Source organism: Cyclonatronum sp., from assembly GCF_022565315.1.
Lineage (GTDB): Bacteria > Bacteroidota > Rhodothermia > Balneolales > Cyclonatronaceae > Cyclonatronum.
In genome coordinates, this window is sequence record NZ_JAIUMX010000001.1 from 46,554 (window position 1) to 62,835 (window position 16,282).

The 16,282-nt window shown below is 55.7% G+C and carries 19 protein-coding genes; 10 read left to right on the plus strand and 9 right to left on the minus strand.

What is annotated here, in order from left to right; translation table 11 throughout:
• Positions 1-52: 52 nt before the first annotated feature.
• Both LAT75_RS00190 and LAT75_RS00195 read right to left on the minus strand, forming a co-directional pair.
• Complete coding sequence (locus tag LAT75_RS00190) at positions 53-1,801, minus strand: DUF885 domain-containing protein (RefSeq protein ID WP_291480586.1); 1,749 nt, start codon at positions 1,799-1,801, stop codon at positions 53-55.
• 375 nt (positions 1,802-2,176) lie between these two features.
• Positions 2,177-3,619 (minus strand): M28 family metallopeptidase, encoded by a 1,443-nt coding sequence (locus tag LAT75_RS00195; RefSeq protein ID WP_291480587.1) that lies wholly within the window; start codon positions 3,617-3,619, stop codon positions 2,177-2,179.
• A 26-nt stretch (positions 3,620-3,645) separates the two neighbouring features.
• Here LAT75_RS00195 and LAT75_RS00200 point away from each other — a divergent pair, with 26 nt between their 5' ends.
• Complete coding sequence (locus LAT75_RS00200; protein ID WP_291480588.1) at positions 3,646-3,852, plus strand: hypothetical protein; 207 nt, start codon at positions 3,646-3,648, stop codon at positions 3,850-3,852.
• On the opposite strand, the gene LAT75_RS00205 is transcribed toward LAT75_RS00200, so the two are convergent.
• On the minus strand, positions 3,853-4,383 hold the full coding sequence (locus LAT75_RS00205; RefSeq protein ID WP_291480589.1) for a hypothetical protein: 531 nt from the start codon (positions 4,381-4,383) through the stop codon (positions 3,853-3,855). It lies immediately after the preceding gene.
• Between the two features lie 292 nt (positions 4,384-4,675).
• Between LAT75_RS00205 and LAT75_RS00210 the strand changes: the two genes are divergently transcribed.
• From LAT75_RS00210 to LAT75_RS00220, 3 genes are all read left to right on the plus strand, one after another.
• The gene (locus tag LAT75_RS00210; protein ID WP_291480590.1) at positions 4,676-5,236 is read left to right on the plus strand and encodes a TlpA disulfide reductase family protein; all 561 of its coding nucleotides are present in this window, start codon (positions 4,676-4,678) and stop codon (positions 5,234-5,236) included.
• Between the two features lie 87 nt (positions 5,237-5,323).
• Complete coding sequence (locus tag LAT75_RS00215) at positions 5,324-7,780, plus strand: PP2C family protein-serine/threonine phosphatase (RefSeq protein ID WP_291480591.1); 2,457 nt, start codon at positions 5,324-5,326, stop codon at positions 7,778-7,780.
• A 95-nt stretch (positions 7,781-7,875) separates the two neighbouring features.
• A complete protein-coding gene (locus tag LAT75_RS00220; protein ID WP_291480592.1) occupies positions 7,876-8,382 on the plus strand; it encodes a DUF4112 domain-containing protein in 507 nt (168 codons plus the stop codon).
• 95 nt (positions 8,383-8,477) lie between these two features.
• Here LAT75_RS00220 and LAT75_RS00225 read toward each other — a convergent pair whose 3' ends face one another.
• Both LAT75_RS00225 and LAT75_RS00230 read right to left on the minus strand, forming a co-directional pair.
• Positions 8,478-8,798: a type II toxin-antitoxin system HicB family antitoxin gene (locus LAT75_RS00225; protein ID WP_291480593.1), complete on the minus strand. Its 321-nt coding sequence runs from the start codon at positions 8,796-8,798 to the stop codon at positions 8,478-8,480.
• 5 nt (positions 8,799-8,803) lie between these two features.
• On the minus strand, positions 8,804-9,073 hold the full coding sequence (locus LAT75_RS00230) for a type II toxin-antitoxin system HicA family toxin (RefSeq protein WP_291480594.1): 270 nt from the start codon (positions 9,071-9,073) through the stop codon (positions 8,804-8,806).
• 197 nt (positions 9,074-9,270) lie between these two features.
• On the opposite strand from LAT75_RS00230, the gene LAT75_RS00235 reads away from it, so the two are divergent.
• A complete protein-coding gene (locus LAT75_RS00235; RefSeq protein ID WP_291480595.1) occupies positions 9,271-9,561 on the plus strand; it encodes a nucleotidyltransferase family protein in 291 nt (96 codons plus the stop codon).
• Positions 9,562-9,567: 6 nt separating this feature from the next.
• Here LAT75_RS00235 and LAT75_RS00240 read toward each other — a convergent pair whose 3' ends face one another.
• From LAT75_RS00240 to LAT75_RS00255, 4 genes are all read right to left on the minus strand, one after another.
• Positions 9,568-10,869: an MATE family efflux transporter gene (locus LAT75_RS00240; protein WP_291480596.1), complete on the minus strand. Its 1,302-nt coding sequence runs from the start codon at positions 10,867-10,869 to the stop codon at positions 9,568-9,570.
• Between the two features lie 24 nt (positions 10,870-10,893).
• Positions 10,894-11,760: a hypothetical protein gene (locus LAT75_RS00245; protein WP_291480597.1), complete on the minus strand. Its 867-nt coding sequence runs from the start codon at positions 11,758-11,760 to the stop codon at positions 10,894-10,896.
• Positions 11,761-12,226: 466 nt separating this feature from the next.
• The gene (locus LAT75_RS00250) at positions 12,227-12,505 is read right to left on the minus strand and encodes a helix-turn-helix transcriptional regulator (RefSeq protein WP_291480598.1); all 279 of its coding nucleotides are present in this window, start codon (positions 12,503-12,505) and stop codon (positions 12,227-12,229) included.
• Complete coding sequence (locus tag LAT75_RS00255) at positions 12,498-12,896, minus strand: type II toxin-antitoxin system RelE/ParE family toxin (protein ID WP_291480599.1); 399 nt, start codon at positions 12,894-12,896, stop codon at positions 12,498-12,500. The genes LAT75_RS00250 and LAT75_RS00255 overlap by 8 nt, the downstream gene beginning before the upstream one ends.
• A 107-nt stretch (positions 12,897-13,003) precedes the next feature.
• Here LAT75_RS00255 and LAT75_RS00260 point away from each other — a divergent pair, with 107 nt between their 5' ends.
• The 5 genes from LAT75_RS00260 (at position 13,004) to coaD (ending at position 16,255) form a co-directional block, all read left to right on the plus strand.
• Positions 13,004-13,678, plus strand: coding sequence for a hypothetical protein (locus tag LAT75_RS00260; RefSeq protein WP_291480600.1), 675 nt, complete (start codon positions 13,004-13,006; stop codon positions 13,676-13,678).
• Between the two features lie 132 nt (positions 13,679-13,810).
• Positions 13,811-14,266, plus strand: coding sequence for a hypothetical protein (locus LAT75_RS00265; RefSeq protein WP_291480601.1), 456 nt, complete (start codon positions 13,811-13,813; stop codon positions 14,264-14,266).
• 9 nt (positions 14,267-14,275) lie between these two features.
• A complete protein-coding gene (locus LAT75_RS00270; protein ID WP_291480602.1) occupies positions 14,276-15,139 on the plus strand; it encodes a hypothetical protein in 864 nt (287 codons plus the stop codon).
• 24 nt (positions 15,140-15,163) lie between these two features.
• Positions 15,164-15,742 carry a 16S rRNA (guanine(966)-N(2))-methyltransferase RsmD gene (rsmD, locus tag LAT75_RS00275; protein WP_291480603.1) on the plus strand — a complete coding sequence of 193 codons (579 nt, stop codon included), beginning with the start codon at positions 15,164-15,166 and terminating at the stop codon, positions 15,740-15,742.
• 21 nt (positions 15,743-15,763) lie between these two features.
• Positions 15,764-16,255, plus strand: coding sequence for a pantetheine-phosphate adenylyltransferase (gene coaD / locus LAT75_RS00280; protein WP_291480604.1), 492 nt, complete (start codon positions 15,764-15,766; stop codon positions 16,253-16,255).
• Positions 16,256-16,282: the final 27 nt, after the last annotated feature.

Here is a 16,282-nt window from a genome sequence, read left to right on the forward strand (position 1 = left end):
AAAACCAATGCGGCTTTTTTGTTTTTCACAATCAGCGGCCCAAGAGTGCACCTCAGCGGTTTTCGACAATCCAGCCGCGCACCTGCTCTTCCAGCACTTCCAGGGTGATGCTGCCGTTGGCCAGCACCATATCATGAAATGCCCGGATATCGAAAGCATCACCGAGTGCTTCTTCCGCTTCGCGGCGCAGCTCCCTGATTTTGATCTCGCCCGTTTTGTACGCCAGCGCCTGACCCGGCCAGAAAATGTAGCGGTCCACCTCATTCCGGATATTCAGCAGCGTGAGGGCTGAGTTGGCTGCCATGTAGTCGATGGCCTGCTGCCGGGTCCAGCCTTTGGCGTGTATGCCGGTATCGACCACCAGCCGCAGCGCACGCCACATTTCATAGGTGAGGCGGCCAAAATTGCTGTACGGATCCTGATAGAAGCCCATCTCCAGCGCCAGCCACTCCGAGTACAGCGCCCATCCCTCCACAAAAACGGTAAAGCTGCTGTTCCGGCGGAAATCCGGCAAACCTTCCAGCTCCTGCTGAAGCGCCAGCTGCAGGTGATGCCCCGGCACAGCCTCATGAAACGACAGCGCCTCCACCTCATACAGCGGCCGACTCGGCAGGTCGTAGGTGTTCACAAAATAGAAGCCGGCCCGGGTGCCGTCCTGCGCGGGGCTGTTGTAGTAGGCGGTCGTCATGCGCGGGGCGAGGTAATCGGGCACTTCGCGGAGGCCGTAGGGCATGCGCGGGAGCCTGCCAAAAAATGCGGGCAGGGCACCGTCCATTTTTTTCAGGACGAGCGCCGTGCGCATCAGGAGCTCCTCAGCAGATTGCGCGTAAAATTTCGGGTCGGTGCGCAGATAGTTCACGAAAGCATCGAAATCGCCCTCAAAGCCGGTGGTTTCAATCACCTCGAGCATTTCCGCGCGGATGCGCGCCACTTCCGAAAGGCCGGTCTCGTGAATTTCATCCGGCGTGATATCGAGCGTAGTGTAGAAGCGCACAAGGTAGTCGTAATAAGCTTCGCCGCCCGGCACCTGCGAAATGCCGATGGCTTCGGGTGCGGCCGGGTAGTATACATCCCGTAAAAAAGCGGCGAGCTCACGATAGGCCGGGAGTACCTGCGCATCAATCAGCTGCACGGCTTCAGCACGCAGCCGCTGCTGCTCGGCCTCCGAAACCTGAGCCGGGAAGCGGTCGAAAGGGGCAATAAAGCGGCTGTCTTCCGCACGGGCGGCAATCAGCGCCTCCACCGTAGGGATGTAATTTTCGAGCACCACCCGCGGCCTTACGATGCCCTCCTCCACGCCCATGCGCAGCCGCTGCAGGTACTGCGCGTTCATAGCCGGAAAAGCCCGCAGCCGCGACAGGTAGTTTTCGTAGTCAGCCACGGTGCCGAAAGGCATGCGGTTGGGCTGCTCGGCAAAGGTTGCGTGGTAATCCCACCAGCCGTTAAGCGGCAGCAGGTACTCGCGAAGCTCGTGCGCCTCTGTTGCGTTCATCATCTGCCGCTCAAAGAGCCGGTAGCTGATCTGATCCTGCACGGAAAGCCGGCCGTAGCTGATGCCGCGCAGCCGCTCCAGAAATCGGGTATTGGCATCGTAGCGGGCATAGAGGGCATCAAGGCCGGCATCGGGCAGCAACGCGTTGGCATCGGTGTTGCCCGAGCTGCCCGCGAGGTAAGGATTTACCGAAAGCTGATACGCCCAGTAGTCATCAAAAAGCTGATGCAGGCGCTGCTCGTCGGTCTCAACCGTACACGCAAGCAGAAAAACCGTTAATAAACCGATGCCAAAAAGTCTTTTGCTCATAAATCCGGGCCTGAATTGTGGTTAGGTTCTGGTTCTGATGCTGTTTTGCAACATCTGAAGGTTAAATATAGGTGCTCAAAGGCTTAAAAAGCTCAAAATATTCGTTTGCAGAAAAAGCATCACCCTGAATCCGGATCATTACACCTTCCTGCGCCATCCCGCAAAACGCCCGATGATGGCGCGCGTCTATTGCGGACCAGGCCGGATTTTTGCGTTTCTTTTTAAGGCGCAGAAAACCAAAAGCACGGGATTGGCCGTGGGTTTTTCAGGTTATAAACGGCACGAAAGACCGTGATGCGCACGGAGTTCCCCCTAAAATAAGAAGGCGCAGAAAGGTAAGCGCCGGCGGAGGCAGGAGGAAACGCTCATTTTTTCTTACTCATCGGCCCAGGGCAGGCGGGCTTCCATATCGGCTACCACGTAAATCATTACGGCTGTGGCCGCAATTACGCGGGCGATATCTTCTGGGTTTTGCTTATCGAGGGTGTCGGAATCGGTGTGATGGTACCAGAAGTATTTTTCCACATCGGTATCGATGCCCATGCCCGGCATACCTTCGCGCATGAGCGGACCGATATCGACCGTGCCGGAGCTGCCGCGCCGCAGGATTTCGGCTCCGGTTGGTGCGGTGAGTTCCATGATCGGCTCGAGCATTGCGAACGCTTCCTCTGTGCCGGTGAAGCCAAAGCCGAGCGGCGCGAATACGCCAAAGTCGATTTCAAAAGCCAGCTGATGGTTGCGGAAACTGCCATCTTCCATCACCATATCGCGGTAGGCAAGGCCGCCGCGCACGCCGTTTTCCTCGTTGGTCCAGCCGACCAGCCGGATGGTGCGCCGGGGCTGCAGGCCGAGTGCTTTCATCAGCCGCATGGCCTCCCAGGTTGCGATCACGCCGCCGGCATCATCCATCACGCCGTGACCAATATCCCAGGAGTCGATGTGTCCGCCGATTACGACAATTTCCTCCGGCTTTTCGCTGCCGCGCAGCTCGGCGATGATGTTGTGTGAAAGGGCATCGGGCAGCATCTGCGCTTCCATTTTGAGGGTCACTTCCATGCGTTCGCCCCGGTTCTGAAAGCGCTGCATCAGCTCGGCATCTTCCAGGGTGATGGCCGCGAAGGGGATGGGATCGACATCCTCATCGTAGCGGATGTTGCCGGTGTGCGGGGTCTGCATCGAAAACGGGGCTACGGAACGCAGCAGTGAGGCAACAGCCCCGACCCGTGAGGCTTCGGAGGCACCGCGTACCCGGTACTGCACGGTTTCGCCATAGGTGGTGAAGGGCACATTCCAGACCACGATCTTGCCCCTTGCTTCGGCGGCGCGCTCCCGGAGCTCGTCAAAACTCTGCACGACCAAAATCTCCGCCCTTATGCCTTCAGCCGGCGTACCGACCGAGCTGCCGAGCCCGAGCATGCGCAGTTCGCGCTCCCACGGCCCGTGAAACGTGAGCGATTCGCGGCCGCGCACCCAGTGCGGCACCATCACTTCCTGCTTGTACACGCGGTCGAAGCCGTCATCATTCAGCTGCCCGTACATCCAGTTTATGGCGTCTTTGAGCATTTCGCTGCCGCTGAGGCGGTGCGGGTAATAATCGGTGAGCCAGGCCAGCCGCTCCCACATGAAGTCCACATTTTCGGGATCGAGGGCGGCTTCGATAAGCTGATTAGCCACATCGCGGTAGCTTTCGGCCCAGCCGGCACCGGCAGGCTTGTTCGCTGATGAAGGTTCGGTGCTGCGCTCACCGGCAGCAATTGCGGCGGGTGCTGCCGCGAAGCATACAAGCAGCAGGAGGGTCAGTAGCTTTGTTCTCATCATAAAAAGGCTTACATCGAAAGTTATTTGTGAACATATTAAATCGGGAACTGCCGAAATATCACATTTTAGACTATTATGCAAGTCCGCCGGACCTTACAGGCACAAACCGGAAGACTTCCGTTTTTGGCTATTCGCTCAGCACGATTTACGGGCTGTGGTTTTGGGCAGCTTGGACCGGGGTGAAGTTTACTGTAACCGGCGCTGCTGAGGCGGTCTTATCCTCCTACAGCTGATCAGCGCGGTGTAAGAATAATTTCCAGCCTGCCCTGTAAAGGAGGCAGCCCCTGATACCGGTCTGAAAACTTTGAGAGATCAGCTGTTTTAACAATACTTAACTCAAGCCTTTCCCCTATCTGTCCCTCTTCGGGTATGCGGTCAAGATGCACGGTTGGATCAAGCAGCAGCGGTGCCAGCCGCGCTTCTGATCCGGCAGCAGCCAAAAGTTTAACCTGAGTTGCTGTGAGCGAAAAATTTCCCGCTATAATTGATTCCGGGCCTTCTTTAAACTGATAGTTCAGAAGAAACTGTCCACCATGTGTAAGTTTCAGGAAAGAATTTGCGGTTATCAGCGTATCAAGAATATTCGCGGGCTGTACTGCCGTCGCTAAAGGAATAAACTCAAAACGGGAAAAGCTGTAGTCACCCGCTACTTCATCAGGAGTCACGTTTACCGGGTTTTCTTCCGAACAGCCTGCTACTACAACCAGCAGAATGGCCGCGGCCAAAATGGCTCCTTTACCTTTATGAAATCGACAAATTCTCATCAACTCTCCTCATAAGTGAACAAATAGCTGCAAATGGCAAAGCGAACACAGAAAGGCTCGCAAGCTGATTCCAGCGATCTGTATTCCTCAAACAAACTATCATAAATAATACTTAAATAAAAAGCTGAGGCGGTGAAGCGCTCAGATATCAGGCGTGCAGCTGCTTCAGCAGGGTGGCTAAATACAAAGACGCAACTACACACCTATTTTAAGTGTGGCAGATTTCTTCGGGCTCGGGGTTCTGCAGCTAATTCCGTATTTTGCAGAAACTAAATAACTATACAGTAATAAAATGAAGCTCCGACACTATCTCATCATTCTGTTCATGCTGCTTGCTGCAGCTCCGCTTTTTTATTTTTCGAACCGTCCGGCGGGTCCGGCTGAGTTTCCTTCCATCATGATGCGCGACATCACCGATCCGCTCACCCGCAGCGACGAGCTCAAACCAGCGCCGGATTTCAGCCTGACAGATATGGAAGGTAACCCCTTCACCCTGAGCGATCACAGGGGCACGGTTGTGGTGCTGAACCTGTGGGCAACCTGGTGCCCGCCCTGCCGGGAGGAAATCCCCGATTTTATGGCGCTTCAGGAAGAGATGCAGGGTGATGTGCTCTTCCTCGGAGTTTCGGTCGACCGCGAAGGCTGGGAAATCGTGCGGCCGTTTGTGGAGCTGATGGAAATCAACTACCCGCAGGTGGTGGATGACGGCACCGTTGCCCGGCTGTACGGTCCGATAAGGGGCATCCCGACGACTTTTCTAATAAACCGCGACGGCTACGTGGAAGGGTACGCGCCCGGCATGCTGCATAAAGAGCAGCTGAGGCCGCTGCTGGAGGCGCTCATAGCCGGCTAAAGGTTTAGGTGCAAAGCTTTGTAATTTCGGCTAATTTGGAAGGTGCATTTTGAAGTAAAAATCATCCTTCTTTTAGCCTTAGCCTGCTTGTTTTCCTATTTCCGAAATACCGATTCAGCCTGGATTGCCGCCGGACTGCTCTGCCTGATGCTGGCTTTTGCCATTCACGGCCTTGCCATACCGGGTGCCGCTCCACAGCTGAACAACCCGGAACAACAGATTCGGGAATCCGCCCAAACCTTACTTACACACTGGGGTGCCTCAGAGGTAAGCCCGGCGGACAGGCCCAAACTTATTAAGCAGCACGAATTTACCGAAGCCTTCATCCGGCTGAACGGTAAGCGGGCCATGCGAACCACAGAAGGGGCGCATCAGGCCCGGATTCCTTTTTATGTATGGCAGGCAGGCTACGATCTGGCGCTGCCGGCCTCAGCCGGGGAAAGCGCAGCGGCTGACAGCAGCACTGTTACCGTGCTCACCAAATGGAGCGAAAGCTCGGAGCTGGTTGAGCTGCAGATGGAAGGCAGCCGGCAGCCCGTGCTATCGCACGGCATGGGTCCGCTCGGTGCTGATGTATCTGACACCCTTGCCGTGCAAAGGGCCCGCTCGTTTTTGAACGAAAGCATCTGGAGCCGCTGGCAGAAGACCGTAACACACGTTTCGCGGGAAAGCGCAGAAGCTGACTTTTTCTACCTCATCCGCTTTAGTGTGGATGAAGCGGCCGTGCCGTCTGAGCTAACCGTAGAGCTGAGCAGCTCCGGCGCCCTGCTCAGGATTTCGCACAGCCCAACAGCAGGCGGGCCCGAAGTATCGGTGGCCGAAACCATAGTCTCTGTTCTGATTTCCGGACTAATCCCGGCCTTTATCCTAATCCTCCTCATCGGTCAGTTCTTCAAACGGCAGTACAACCGTATGATGGACCTGCGCATCGCGCGCTCCGACAGCCTGCTCATCGGCCTTATTGGCGGGGCGTTCATTGCTGTTACTGTTTTTGTGATGAATGAAACACCCGAACAGCAGCTGTATCTGCGCCTGCTGCTTTCCGGCGGACTTTTTCTGATTACTTCCCTTTTGTTCAGTGCCCTCGCGCTGGTTCTTTTTTCGACGGCAGACTCCCTCGTTCAGGAAGCATGGCCCGAAAAGAAGCACGCGATCACCTACATCCGGCACGGATTTTTGCTAAACACACAGGTCGGCAAAGCGCTGGCACGAGGTCTCGGGGGCGGAGCCGCAATGAGCCTGCTCTACACGCTTACCCTCATCGCAGCCGATTTCAGCGCTCCGTCGGTTTCACCGGAGCAGGATTCGATTTTGAGTGCCTTCGGGAACATTTCACTGCTCTACGTGCCGGGCGAATCCCTGCTTACTGCCGTGCTGTTATGCACCTTCTTTTTGCTCATCCCCGGTTCATGGCTGAAGCTTCGGGGCCTCAGTACCGCGGCCGCAGCAGGGCTGCTCATTTTGGGCCTGTCATCCGTGAGCCTTGCCCCGGATCACCCTGTGTACTGGTTTGAGCTGCTTCACAAAATGATGCTCGCCTGCATCCCCGTGCTGCTCTTTTTACGCTACGACAACCTAAGCGCCATCACTGCTATTTTCGTTTTCGTGCTGGTCAATCACAGCATCTACAGTTATTTCGCACCGCACCTGCCGGATGTACTCCCGCTTGTGATGAATCTGGGACTGATAGGCGGACTTGGCCTGCTGGCGATTGCGGGGCTGCGTAGCAAAACGGAGCTCACCGAGCTGCCCGATGTAGAGCCCGAATACCTGAAGCGCCTCGCACGCGAAAAGCGCATCGAAAAAGAGTTTGAGCTGGCACGCGAAGTACACGACTCTTTCCTCACCTCCGTGAAGCCCGATATACCGGGCTTCGACATTGCGGCAAGCTGCAACACCGCTTATGAGGTGGGCGGCGATTACTTCGACTTTATTTCGCTGGATGAGCACCGAACCCTCGTTGTTATTGCTGATGTAAGCGGAAAGGGCGTTAAAGCAGCCTTTTTTATGACCCTGCTGAAAGGCTACCTGCAGGCCGTTGCGGATCAGCACCGGGATGTCGCTGAAATCATAAAAATTGTGAACCGGCTGTTCCATGCCAATTCCCCGCGCGGCACGTTCATCACTGCGCTGGCCGGCGTGCTGGATGCCCGCTCGGGCGAGTTCACCTTTGTGCGGGCCGGGCACGACCCGCTGCTGCTGCTCAATGCCCAAACCGGCACTGCGGAGGTACATCAGCCGAACGGCTTCGCGCTGGGCATGGCGCGGCCGGCAGCTTTCGATGTATTTCTGGAAACCCGCCGATTCACCCTGCAAAACGGTGAGGCCATCGTACTGTTCACCGATGGCTATGCCGAGAGCTTCAATCCGGCGCGGGAGCAACTGGGCGAGAAAAAACTGGCGGAAGTTGCTGGTAGCCTGTACCGGAGCAATCCTTTGGGCTCGGCACGCCTTCTGGAAGCCGTACATGCGGAAGTGCTGCGGTTCAGCGCAGGCGCGCATCAGCACGACGACATGACCATGATTGTGCTTCAGAAGCGCTGATGCCTTCACCGGGCGGGGTGCGGCATCTGAGCCCCTGCCGTCGAAAAATGCCCGAAACCGGAACCTAAACCGATACTCCCCCCCCCCGACCTGCCATGGCGCAAGCTGACGGAAACACATCCCCCGAAAAAAACAAACCGCGTATAAACAGTACAAAGTCTGAGGACGAGCTGCGGCAAATTCTGGAGCGGCTCGACACCTTCAGCTACTACACCGACAGCAACATCCGCGTGCCTTTTACGAAATTCCGGTTCGGGCTGAGTCCGCTGCTTGGGCTGCTACCGGGCGTCGGGGATTTTGCCGGGCTCATTCTCTCCCTCTACGTGCTGTGGGAAGCCCGCCGCGCCGGGGCAAGCGGCAGGGTGAAGCGCCGCATGATCCGCAATATGCTGATTGAGTTTGTTTTCGGGCTGATACCCGTAATCGGGGATGCCTTCGATGCGGCCTTTAAAGCCAACACGCGCAATACCGCGCTGCTGCGCCGCTACCTGCTCGAACAGCTGGACGAAGCCCCCAAAGAGCGCTTCCCGTGGCTGGCCTTTGGCGTGTTTATCGTTTTTTTTGCCCTGCTCGGCTGGGTGGTGTGGCGGGTTTTTGGGTGATGGGATCACCCTGTCTCAACCACCCAATGCCCGATTAATGCACGGGCTACAGCTTCTTTTAAGCCTTACCGGAAAAACGCATGGTAGCGCGGTTGTTAATCGGTGAGGATTAGTTTTTCGGTGATGTATTCATTCAGGCTTTTGCCCTCTTTTTGTGCGCTTACATAAACCCTGCGATGAACATCAGAAGGAAGACGAAGCATGAGCCGGCCGGAGAAGGCTTTGTCCGGCTCCTCATTACGCTGCCGGCAAAAATCGAGATAATCATCAACCGAATCGCGAAAGGCCTGCACCAACTCGTCAACGCTTTTGCCCTGAAAAGTAATTACATCACGTAAATCCACAACCTCTCCGTGAAAGAGACCGGCTTCTTCGTCAAACTCAACTTTTCCCTGATATCCTTTATATTTTAACATAACGGCTACTTTTTTGGTGGTGTAATGCCAGCTTCTTTCAGAAAACGCCGAACAGACTTAAGCGCTCCCTTGTCTGTTTCTTTCTCCGGGTGTGGACGATGAAACACGGCCCGCACGCCATTCAGCGCGACTCTGATACGTGACCCGCTGCCTTCACTAAGTTCAGCTCCCAGGGCAGATAGCATTGATTCGATTTCCTTCCAGTCAACATCAGACCTGACCGGGTTGTCAAATATCGCCCGCAGCGTGTTTATGTGTCTGGAGTTAAGTTTCATAGTGTCATTTTACGACACTATACGGACAATCGCAATTTGATGGACAAGTATTTTGAGGTTATTAACCCAGGAAGTGTAATTAATGGCTTAAGTCCAGTATTCGGCTACTGCTCGGCTGGCTGGTGTGGCGGGTTTTTGGGTGATGGGGCTTAAGCGGTTGTTTTGATTCTTCGGCTACTACAAACCATCTTTCAGGAATGAAAACCATACAGGAAATACAGCACATTTTAGAACAGCATAAGGCGCGCCTGCAGGAAAAGTATCTGATAAAGTCGCTTGCCGTTTTCGGATCGTATGCGCGCGGCACCGCAGGTCCGGCCAGCGATGTGGACATTCTGGTTGAGTTCAGCGGCCGTGTAGGTATGGAATTTATTTCGCTGGGGGATGAGCTCGAAGAGCTGCTGGGGCAACGGGTGGATTTGGTTTCCCGGAATGGTATAAAGGCCCGCTATTTTGAGCAGATTGAGAGGGACTTGATTTTTTGCTGAGGATGCTCACCCTACCCGCCCCAGCACTTTGCCCGGCAAAAACCAGAGCAGGGTTGCGCCTCGGGCGATCATGTAGGCGGTCATGGCCAGCCACAGGGCGTGGTTACCGATAGAGCCGACGCTGAGGTAGTAGGCCGGCAGAAAGACGAGAAAGGTGGAAATGAGCATGGAGTCGCGCATCGGGCCGGTTACGGTGGCCCCGATGTAGATGCCGTCGAGCATGAAGCAGAAGCTGTTGATGAGGGGCGCGGCGACGGTCCAGGCGAAGAAGGTGAGACCGAGAGCGATCAGCTCCGGGTTGTCGGTGAAGATGCGCAGCAGGCTGGCATCGAAAAGGTAGTAGATCAGGCTGAAGGCCGCGCCGAGGCCCATGCCCCAGGCTACGAGCAGCTTCACGGCCTGCGTGAGCCCCGCACGGTCGCCCCGGCCCGCGTACTTGCCGGTGATGCTCTCCGCAGCATAGGCGAAGCCGTCAACCCCGTAGGCCATGATGTACCAGAGCTGCATCAGGATGAGGTTGACCGCCAGAATTTCATCGCCCAGCGCCGCACTTTGTATGGTGAAGAAGGAGTAGGTGAAAATCAGGCTCATGGTGCGGATGAAAATATCGCGGCTCACGCTGAAGAAGCGTTTGAGGCCCTCAACGGCGAGCAGGGCCTTGCGGCCGAGATGAATGTAGCCGCGCCCGTAGTGCCGGAAAAAGAGCCAGAGCGCAAAAAAAAGCCCGAGGTACTGTGCAATCACGGTGCCGTAGGCCACGCCATCGACCGTCATGCCGAGGCCGTAAATAAAGAAGATGTTCAGCCCGATGTTGAGCAGGTTGATGAAAATGGTGATGTACATCGGGAAGCGCGCGTTCTGCATACCCAGAAACCAGCCCTGTATGGCAAAGAGCGCCAGCACGGCGGGCGCATCCCAGATGCGGATATAAAAATAGAGGGCGGCCATTTCGCGCACTTCCTCCGAGGTGCTCACCACCAGCATGGCGCCGGAAAACAGCAGGTACTGCGAAACAATGAGCAGGCTGCTGCCGAGCAGGGCCGCGAGCATCGCACGGCTCAGCACAACGCTCACCTCCGCATCGTTTTTGCCGCCGTAGGCCGTAGCGGTGAGGCCCGTGGTGCCCATGCGCAGAAAACCGAAGCCCCAGTACAGGAAGTTGAAAATCATGCCGCCGATGGCGAGCGCGCCGAGGTAGTACACGCCGTCGAGCCGGCCCACAAGCGCCGTATCGACAGAGCTGAGCAGCGGCACCGACAGGTTGCTGATGATGTTGGGGATGGCGAGCCGAAGGATTTGCCGGTTCAAACGCGGGTGGATTTAGGGGTCAGTTCAGAACGGCTGATGCGTACCGAGGTAGCTGGCGAGCAGCCCGAGGATGCGGTCGATATCGGCGATAAACACCCGCTCATCCCGCTGATGGTAGGGGAAGATGGCGGGCTCGAGGGCAACGGAGGGCACGGCCGTTTCGGGACCGGTTTCTTCGTTCAGGACTTTGCCGTAGGTGAGGTAATCGTTGGTGTTGTTGCCCCGGTACAGCAGCGGATCAAGCTCCGTTAGGCGGTCGGCGAGGGCCAGCGTGCGGGCCTGCTCTTTTGGAGTGGGGTCGGTTTTGGTGAACTCCCAGTGCCCGGTATAGAGCGCACAGCCGGGTTCGCCGCGGAACAGCGGCGTGGTATCAACCGTGATGACCGCATCGGGCAGCAGCGCCTCATCGATGAGGTGGCGGGCGAGGCGCTCGGCGCCCATGCCGGATGTGAGCCCTTTGCCGGCATCGCGAAGGCGTTCGGGGTGCTCGCGAAGCCCCTTGCTTTCTTCCATTTCGGAAAGCAGCACGAGCAGCCCCGGCCACTGCTGCTGCGGGGCCTGCTCAAGCAGGCTCATGGTGATGCCGATGCCCGCGGTGTTATCCATTTGGCCCTGCAGCTCGGTTTCGGTTCGGGTGAAGGGCAGCTCCGCCGGGCAATCAGGGCCGAAGTGGTCAATTTTATCGAGGTGCGCGGTGAGGGCAACAAGCCCGGGCCGTTTTCCCGGCACATAAAACAGCAGGTTGCGCTCCGCCACGACGGTGATTTCGCAGCCGGGAATTTTCTCTGCGGCATCGAGCAGGTACGGGTGCAGGCGCTCTTCGAAGGAGCTGAAGGAGGGGATGCGGGCGGTATCGCCGATAATCTGAAGACAGCGCTCAGTGAGGGTCAAAGGCTTTGGTTTTGGCTTTGGGTTGAAACATTTTCGGGCAGGGGGGATGATACCATTTTTTGAAGGAAAATGGGGAAGCAAGCTTTTCTGCGCAGCAGCTTTGTTTTTTTAGGGTGATGCGGTTCCGGCCTTTCGCTTGGCTCACGGGAGGGTTGATGCCTTTGAAGGGCGCTGTTCAGGAAGGGATGCAATGCCGGCGACACCCTGCACCGATGCGGGCATTTGCAGAGCGGGGTGGCAGGCCTTATCATTTGGGCGTGGCTTCATCACCCGTCATCCCCAAAAAATAAAACACGCAGTTTTTAATCTGACCGGAGACGGATGAGGGCAGCCATCACCCTTCACCCAAAAAACCGGAACCGGAGTGGAACATAAAGACCCGGGCAGTAAGTCGGGGCACAGCGACTTCCCGTAACAGACGATCAGACGTTAAGCGGCGCAATGCGCTTGCGCGACAGGAGACTGATTATTGAATTTCGAGTTTTACTTTGCGCCCCAGGGCTTTTGCGTACTTCCGCAGGGTTGAGAGGCGGATATCATCGGCATGATTTTCCATCCGTGAAATAACCGATTTTGATGTGTTCAGTTTGTCTGCCACTTCTTGCTGGGTGATACCCATTTCTTCGCGTGCCTGTCGCAAAATTACGCCAATTTTGAAGTTCAGATAACCTTCTTCAAAGTTTTCGGCAAAGTCCGGACTTTCAGCTTTTTTCTTCTCTATAAATCGCTCTAAATCGTCATGCATTGTTTTTTCTCCTGAGGTAATCGCGTTTCCGTTCTTCAGCTAATTTAATTTCCTGTGGCGGCACTTTGTTGGTCTTTTTCGAAAATCCGTTTGTCACAATAATGAGCGCATTACCATCAAAAAAGCATAAAAGCCGGTAAGTGTCAGAACCCAAAGTAGCCCGGATTTCCCAAATGTCGTCGGTATTCGTTAGCTTCTTCAGATACTGAACAGGTACCTGATCAACCTCTCTCACAATTCTCAAGACCCAGGATATTTTCCTTGATGACTTATCAGGCAGATTTTCCAGGAAATCTAAAAACCGGACTTTTTCCGCTTTCGCTGTGGTAGAAATTAATTTTCCACATTCATTAATGTTAGCATAAATGCGAACCCGGTTCAAGTACTTCATTTAAGCTATTGGCTCAGTCAGAGCTTATTTTCAGTGTTTTATCAGGCAAATTTTCGAGACCTTGTGGAAATCTGTTTGGTTTAACCGAATCCTTTTAGCCCAACCCTATGGAACAAAGTTACTGGCAGGCGCGCTGGCGCAAGAACAAGATCGGGTTTAACGGGGCACAGCCCGATGCCGCGCTGTTGCAGCACTGGCCGGCGCTGGGTGTACCGGCGGAGGCCTGCGTGGCGGTGCCGCTCTGCGGGAAATCGGTGGATATGCGCTGGCTGCGGGAGCAGGGGCATCTGGTGTACGGGGTGGAGTTTGTGGAGCAGGCCTGCGGGGCATTTTTTGAGGAGCATCACCGGCCGCCGGACGGAGGCACCGTTCAGAAAGGTGTTTCCGGGCGCATTCCTTATTATCAGCACGACGGCGTGCTGCTGCAGGCGGCGGATTTCCTGAAGCTGCGGCCGAAGCAGGTGCCGGTTGATGCCACGGCGCTGTACGACCGCGCCGCGCTTGTGGCCCTGCCGGCTGAGCAGCGCCCGGCCTACGCAGCCCGGTGGACCGAACTCTTCCCCGAACTGGAGCAGGCCCTGCTCATCAGCTTCGAGTATGATCAGGCCCTGATGGGCGGGCCGCCGTTCTCGGTTGGCGGGGCCGAAATCAGGGCACTTTTCGGGCAGGCGTTTTCGGCCGAAGAACTCAGCCGAACCGACATGGTGCCCGTATCGGAAAAGTACCGGCGCATTGGCCTGCCCGAGATGATTAAGGTTGCCTGGAGGTTAAGCCGGCGTTAAAACCCGCAGCGGATTTGCGGGCACCAAGAAAAAAAGCCATTTTTGCCTTCAAGTTGCATATCTTTGGGTCAGGGTGTATTTTCAGCCTCTGAATTCGAATTCTATCAAACCACGCATTTCATTCTATTTACAATGAATATAGACCAGAGAAACCGAATTGTGAGCATCGTGCTTATCGTCGTCATTCTATTTTTAGGCTACTGGCTGTACGTTACCATCACCGGCCCCTGGCAGGAAGTTCAGCGGGAACGTGCCGTGACGGAGCAAGTTCGTGATAACCTGATGGCCGTGAATGAGGCTATCCGTTTTTACAACGAGCAGAATAACCGGTTCCCGGTAGCGCTTGACTCGCTGATGGTTTTCCTGACAGCCAACGAGCGCTTTATGGCCAACCCGGACAGCGTGCTCCGTAACCGCCGCTTTGATGCAAACAACTTTTTCCTTTCTCCGCGCACGGGCAACCGTTTTGAGTACGCGCTGAATGATTCAGCCCGCCCGCCGCTGTACCTGCTCAGCGATCCGGACAGCGACGACCACATCGGTACCCTCACCCGGGTAACAGACCGCGGAGCTCCAAGCTGGCGATAGGCACATGATATGAGCGAACCCGCGCACGTGCTCGGCATCAGCTTCAGCGGCAATGCGCTTTATTATGCACTGAGGCCAAAAAACGAGACGTCTTATTTGAGCTATATCGGAAAAGCTGATTTCAGCTTTTCCGTGCTTGATGCGTTTCGCAATGCTGATGAACAGCTCTGCACGCACATACACCGCGCGATTTCCAAAATAACCACCGGCCTCAACGCGGAAACCATCCGGATTGTGAGTTTCCCTCAGTTTGAATGCTGGACCTCGCTCCCAAAACTTGCCTACGACGTACCCGCTGAGCGCGAAGCGCACCTGAAATTGCTGGCTTTTGGGCTTGAACGCCGAAATATTGAGACAACGTGGTTTGAAACCAGCATTCAGGATTTCCGCTTCTTGTGCATTCGCGACCTCACTATGGTGAAAATGCTGAATGCCTGCACCGCATCTTTTTTCAGCACCGAGTACTGTTCCGATTTTGAGGTCGGTATGGAGTGGATGAAGCTCACCGGCAACAGCGGCTCCTTTCTTGCGCTCGGCTGCGGACATGAGTCGCTTTCCGTTTCTTCTTTTGTGCTCGGCAAACTTCGTGCGGCAACGAGCATCCGGCAGACCCGCCCCGAAAATCTGGTTTACGCCTGGCGGCAAAATGAAGCTTCGCTGAGCTGGATGAACGGCTATCACGATGAGATTCTGCTCTACGGCCCGAATGCCGACCTGGTACGCAATCATCTCGCTCCGGTTTTGGAAACGGGCGCCGGAATCCGCAACATCAGCTCGCTCGATGATATTGGCGTACAGGCTGCTGAACAAACTTACTCTTTCCCCCTGCAGCACGCTTTTCCTGCCATTATGATGGCCGTAAAACAGGATTAGCCCGGCTGAACGTAACCCCCGCCCATGAGAATCATTACCGGAAAATTAAAAGGCAGGCGCTTCGATGCCCCCAAAGATGTGCAGATACGGCCAACCTCTGACCGCGCTAAAGAAGGCCTTTTCAACGTAATTGAAGCACGCCGGTACATTAACGGTGCCCGCGTGCTTGATCTGTTTTCGGGCAGCGGCAACCTCGCTTTTGAGGCCATTTCGCGCGGCGCCCTGCAGGCGGTACTGGTTGAAGCGAGTCATCTTGGCGTAAAACAAATTGAAAAAACAGCAGCTCAGTTTGGCATTGCAGATCAGGTTACGGCCTACTGCGTGCCGGTTGAGCGCTACCTCGCGCAGCGGCCCGTGCCCTACGACCTTGTGTTCGCCGATCCGCCCTACGATTTGCCGGGCATCCCGGAAATGGTCGAAACCGTGGTTCACGGAGGCTGGCTGGCCCCCGACGGCTGGTTTATTCTCGAGCATGATGTGCGCCACCTGTTTCACGAGCATCCCAACTGTGTGTTTACCAAGCCCTACGGCCGCACGGTTGTGAGCATCTTTATGCTTAAAACCGGGGATGATGAGTCCGAAGCCGACTCCTCTGATTCCTGAGCCCTTCAAAAGCCTTTTTTTATGAAAGCCCTCTACCCCGGCACCTTCGATCCCATCACCTACGGCCATCTCGATATTCTGGAGCGGGCTTCTTCGCTGTTTGAGGAAGTCGTGATTACCGTAGCCGTAAATACCCGCAAGGAATCGGTGTTTACAGAAGCCGAGCGCGTTTCGCTGATTGAGCAAAGCCTCGAAGGCAAAGCCTGGGCAAAGAATGTGCGGGTCGTGGCCTTCACAGGACTGCTGGTTGATCACGCCCGTGAGCTGAAGGTCAACACGCTGATTCGGGGCGTACGGCAGCTGTCTGATTTCGAGTACGAGTTCCGCATGGCGCTGATGAACCGCCGCCTCGCCCCCGAAATTGATACCGTGTTTCTGATGCCGCAGGAGCAGCTCACCTTTGTTTCGGCCACCATCGTGCGCGAAGTGGCGTACTGGGGCGGCGACCTGAGTCAGTTTGTGCCCGACCACGTTGCGGCAGCGCTGCGCCAAAAATTTCCTCCCAAACGCTGAATTTTTTTTGAACCGGGCCTGCTTTAA

Coding starts and splice junctions, on each gene's coding strand:
- LAT75_RS00205 (WP_291480589.1), bottom strand. CDS start 4,383: ATGAGAATTTGTCGATTTCATAAAGGTAAAGGAGCCATTTTGGCCGCG.
- coaD (WP_291480604.1), top strand. CDS start 15,764: ATGAAAGCCCTCTACCCCGGCACCTTCGATCCCATCACCTACGGCCAT.
- LAT75_RS00220 (WP_291480592.1), top strand. CDS start 7,876: ATGGCGCAAGCTGACGGAAACACATCCCCCGAAAAAAACAAACCGCGT.
- LAT75_RS00250 (WP_291480598.1), bottom strand. CDS start 12,505: ATGCATGACGATTTAGAGCGATTTATAGAGAAGAAAAAAGCTGAAAGT.
- LAT75_RS00265 (WP_291480601.1), top strand. CDS start 13,811: ATGAATATAGACCAGAGAAACCGAATTGTGAGCATCGTGCTTATCGTC.
- LAT75_RS00190 (WP_291480586.1), bottom strand. CDS start 1,801: ATGAGCAAAAGACTTTTTGGCATCGGTTTATTAACGGTTTTTCTGCTT.
- LAT75_RS00270 (WP_291480602.1), top strand. CDS start 14,276: ATGAGCGAACCCGCGCACGTGCTCGGCATCAGCTTCAGCGGCAATGCG.
- LAT75_RS00195 (WP_291480587.1), bottom strand. CDS start 3,619: ATGATGAGAACAAAGCTACTGACCCTCCTGCTGCTTGTATGCTTCGCG.
- rsmD (WP_291480603.1), top strand. CDS start 15,164: ATGAGAATCATTACCGGAAAATTAAAAGGCAGGCGCTTCGATGCCCCC.
- LAT75_RS00225 (WP_291480593.1), bottom strand. CDS start 8,798: ATGTTAAAATATAAAGGATATCAGGGAAAAGTTGAGTTTGACGAAGAA.
- LAT75_RS00260 (WP_291480600.1), top strand. CDS start 13,004: ATGGAACAAAGTTACTGGCAGGCGCGCTGGCGCAAGAACAAGATCGGG.
- LAT75_RS00235 (WP_291480595.1), top strand. CDS start 9,271: ATGAAAACCATACAGGAAATACAGCACATTTTAGAACAGCATAAGGCG.
- LAT75_RS00230 (WP_291480594.1), bottom strand. CDS start 9,073: ATGAAACTTAACTCCAGACACATAAACACGCTGCGGGCGATATTTGAC.
- LAT75_RS00255 (WP_291480599.1), bottom strand. CDS start 12,896: ATGAAGTACTTGAACCGGGTTCGCATTTATGCTAACATTAATGAATGT.
- LAT75_RS00210 (WP_291480590.1), top strand. CDS start 4,676: ATGAAGCTCCGACACTATCTCATCATTCTGTTCATGCTGCTTGCTGCA.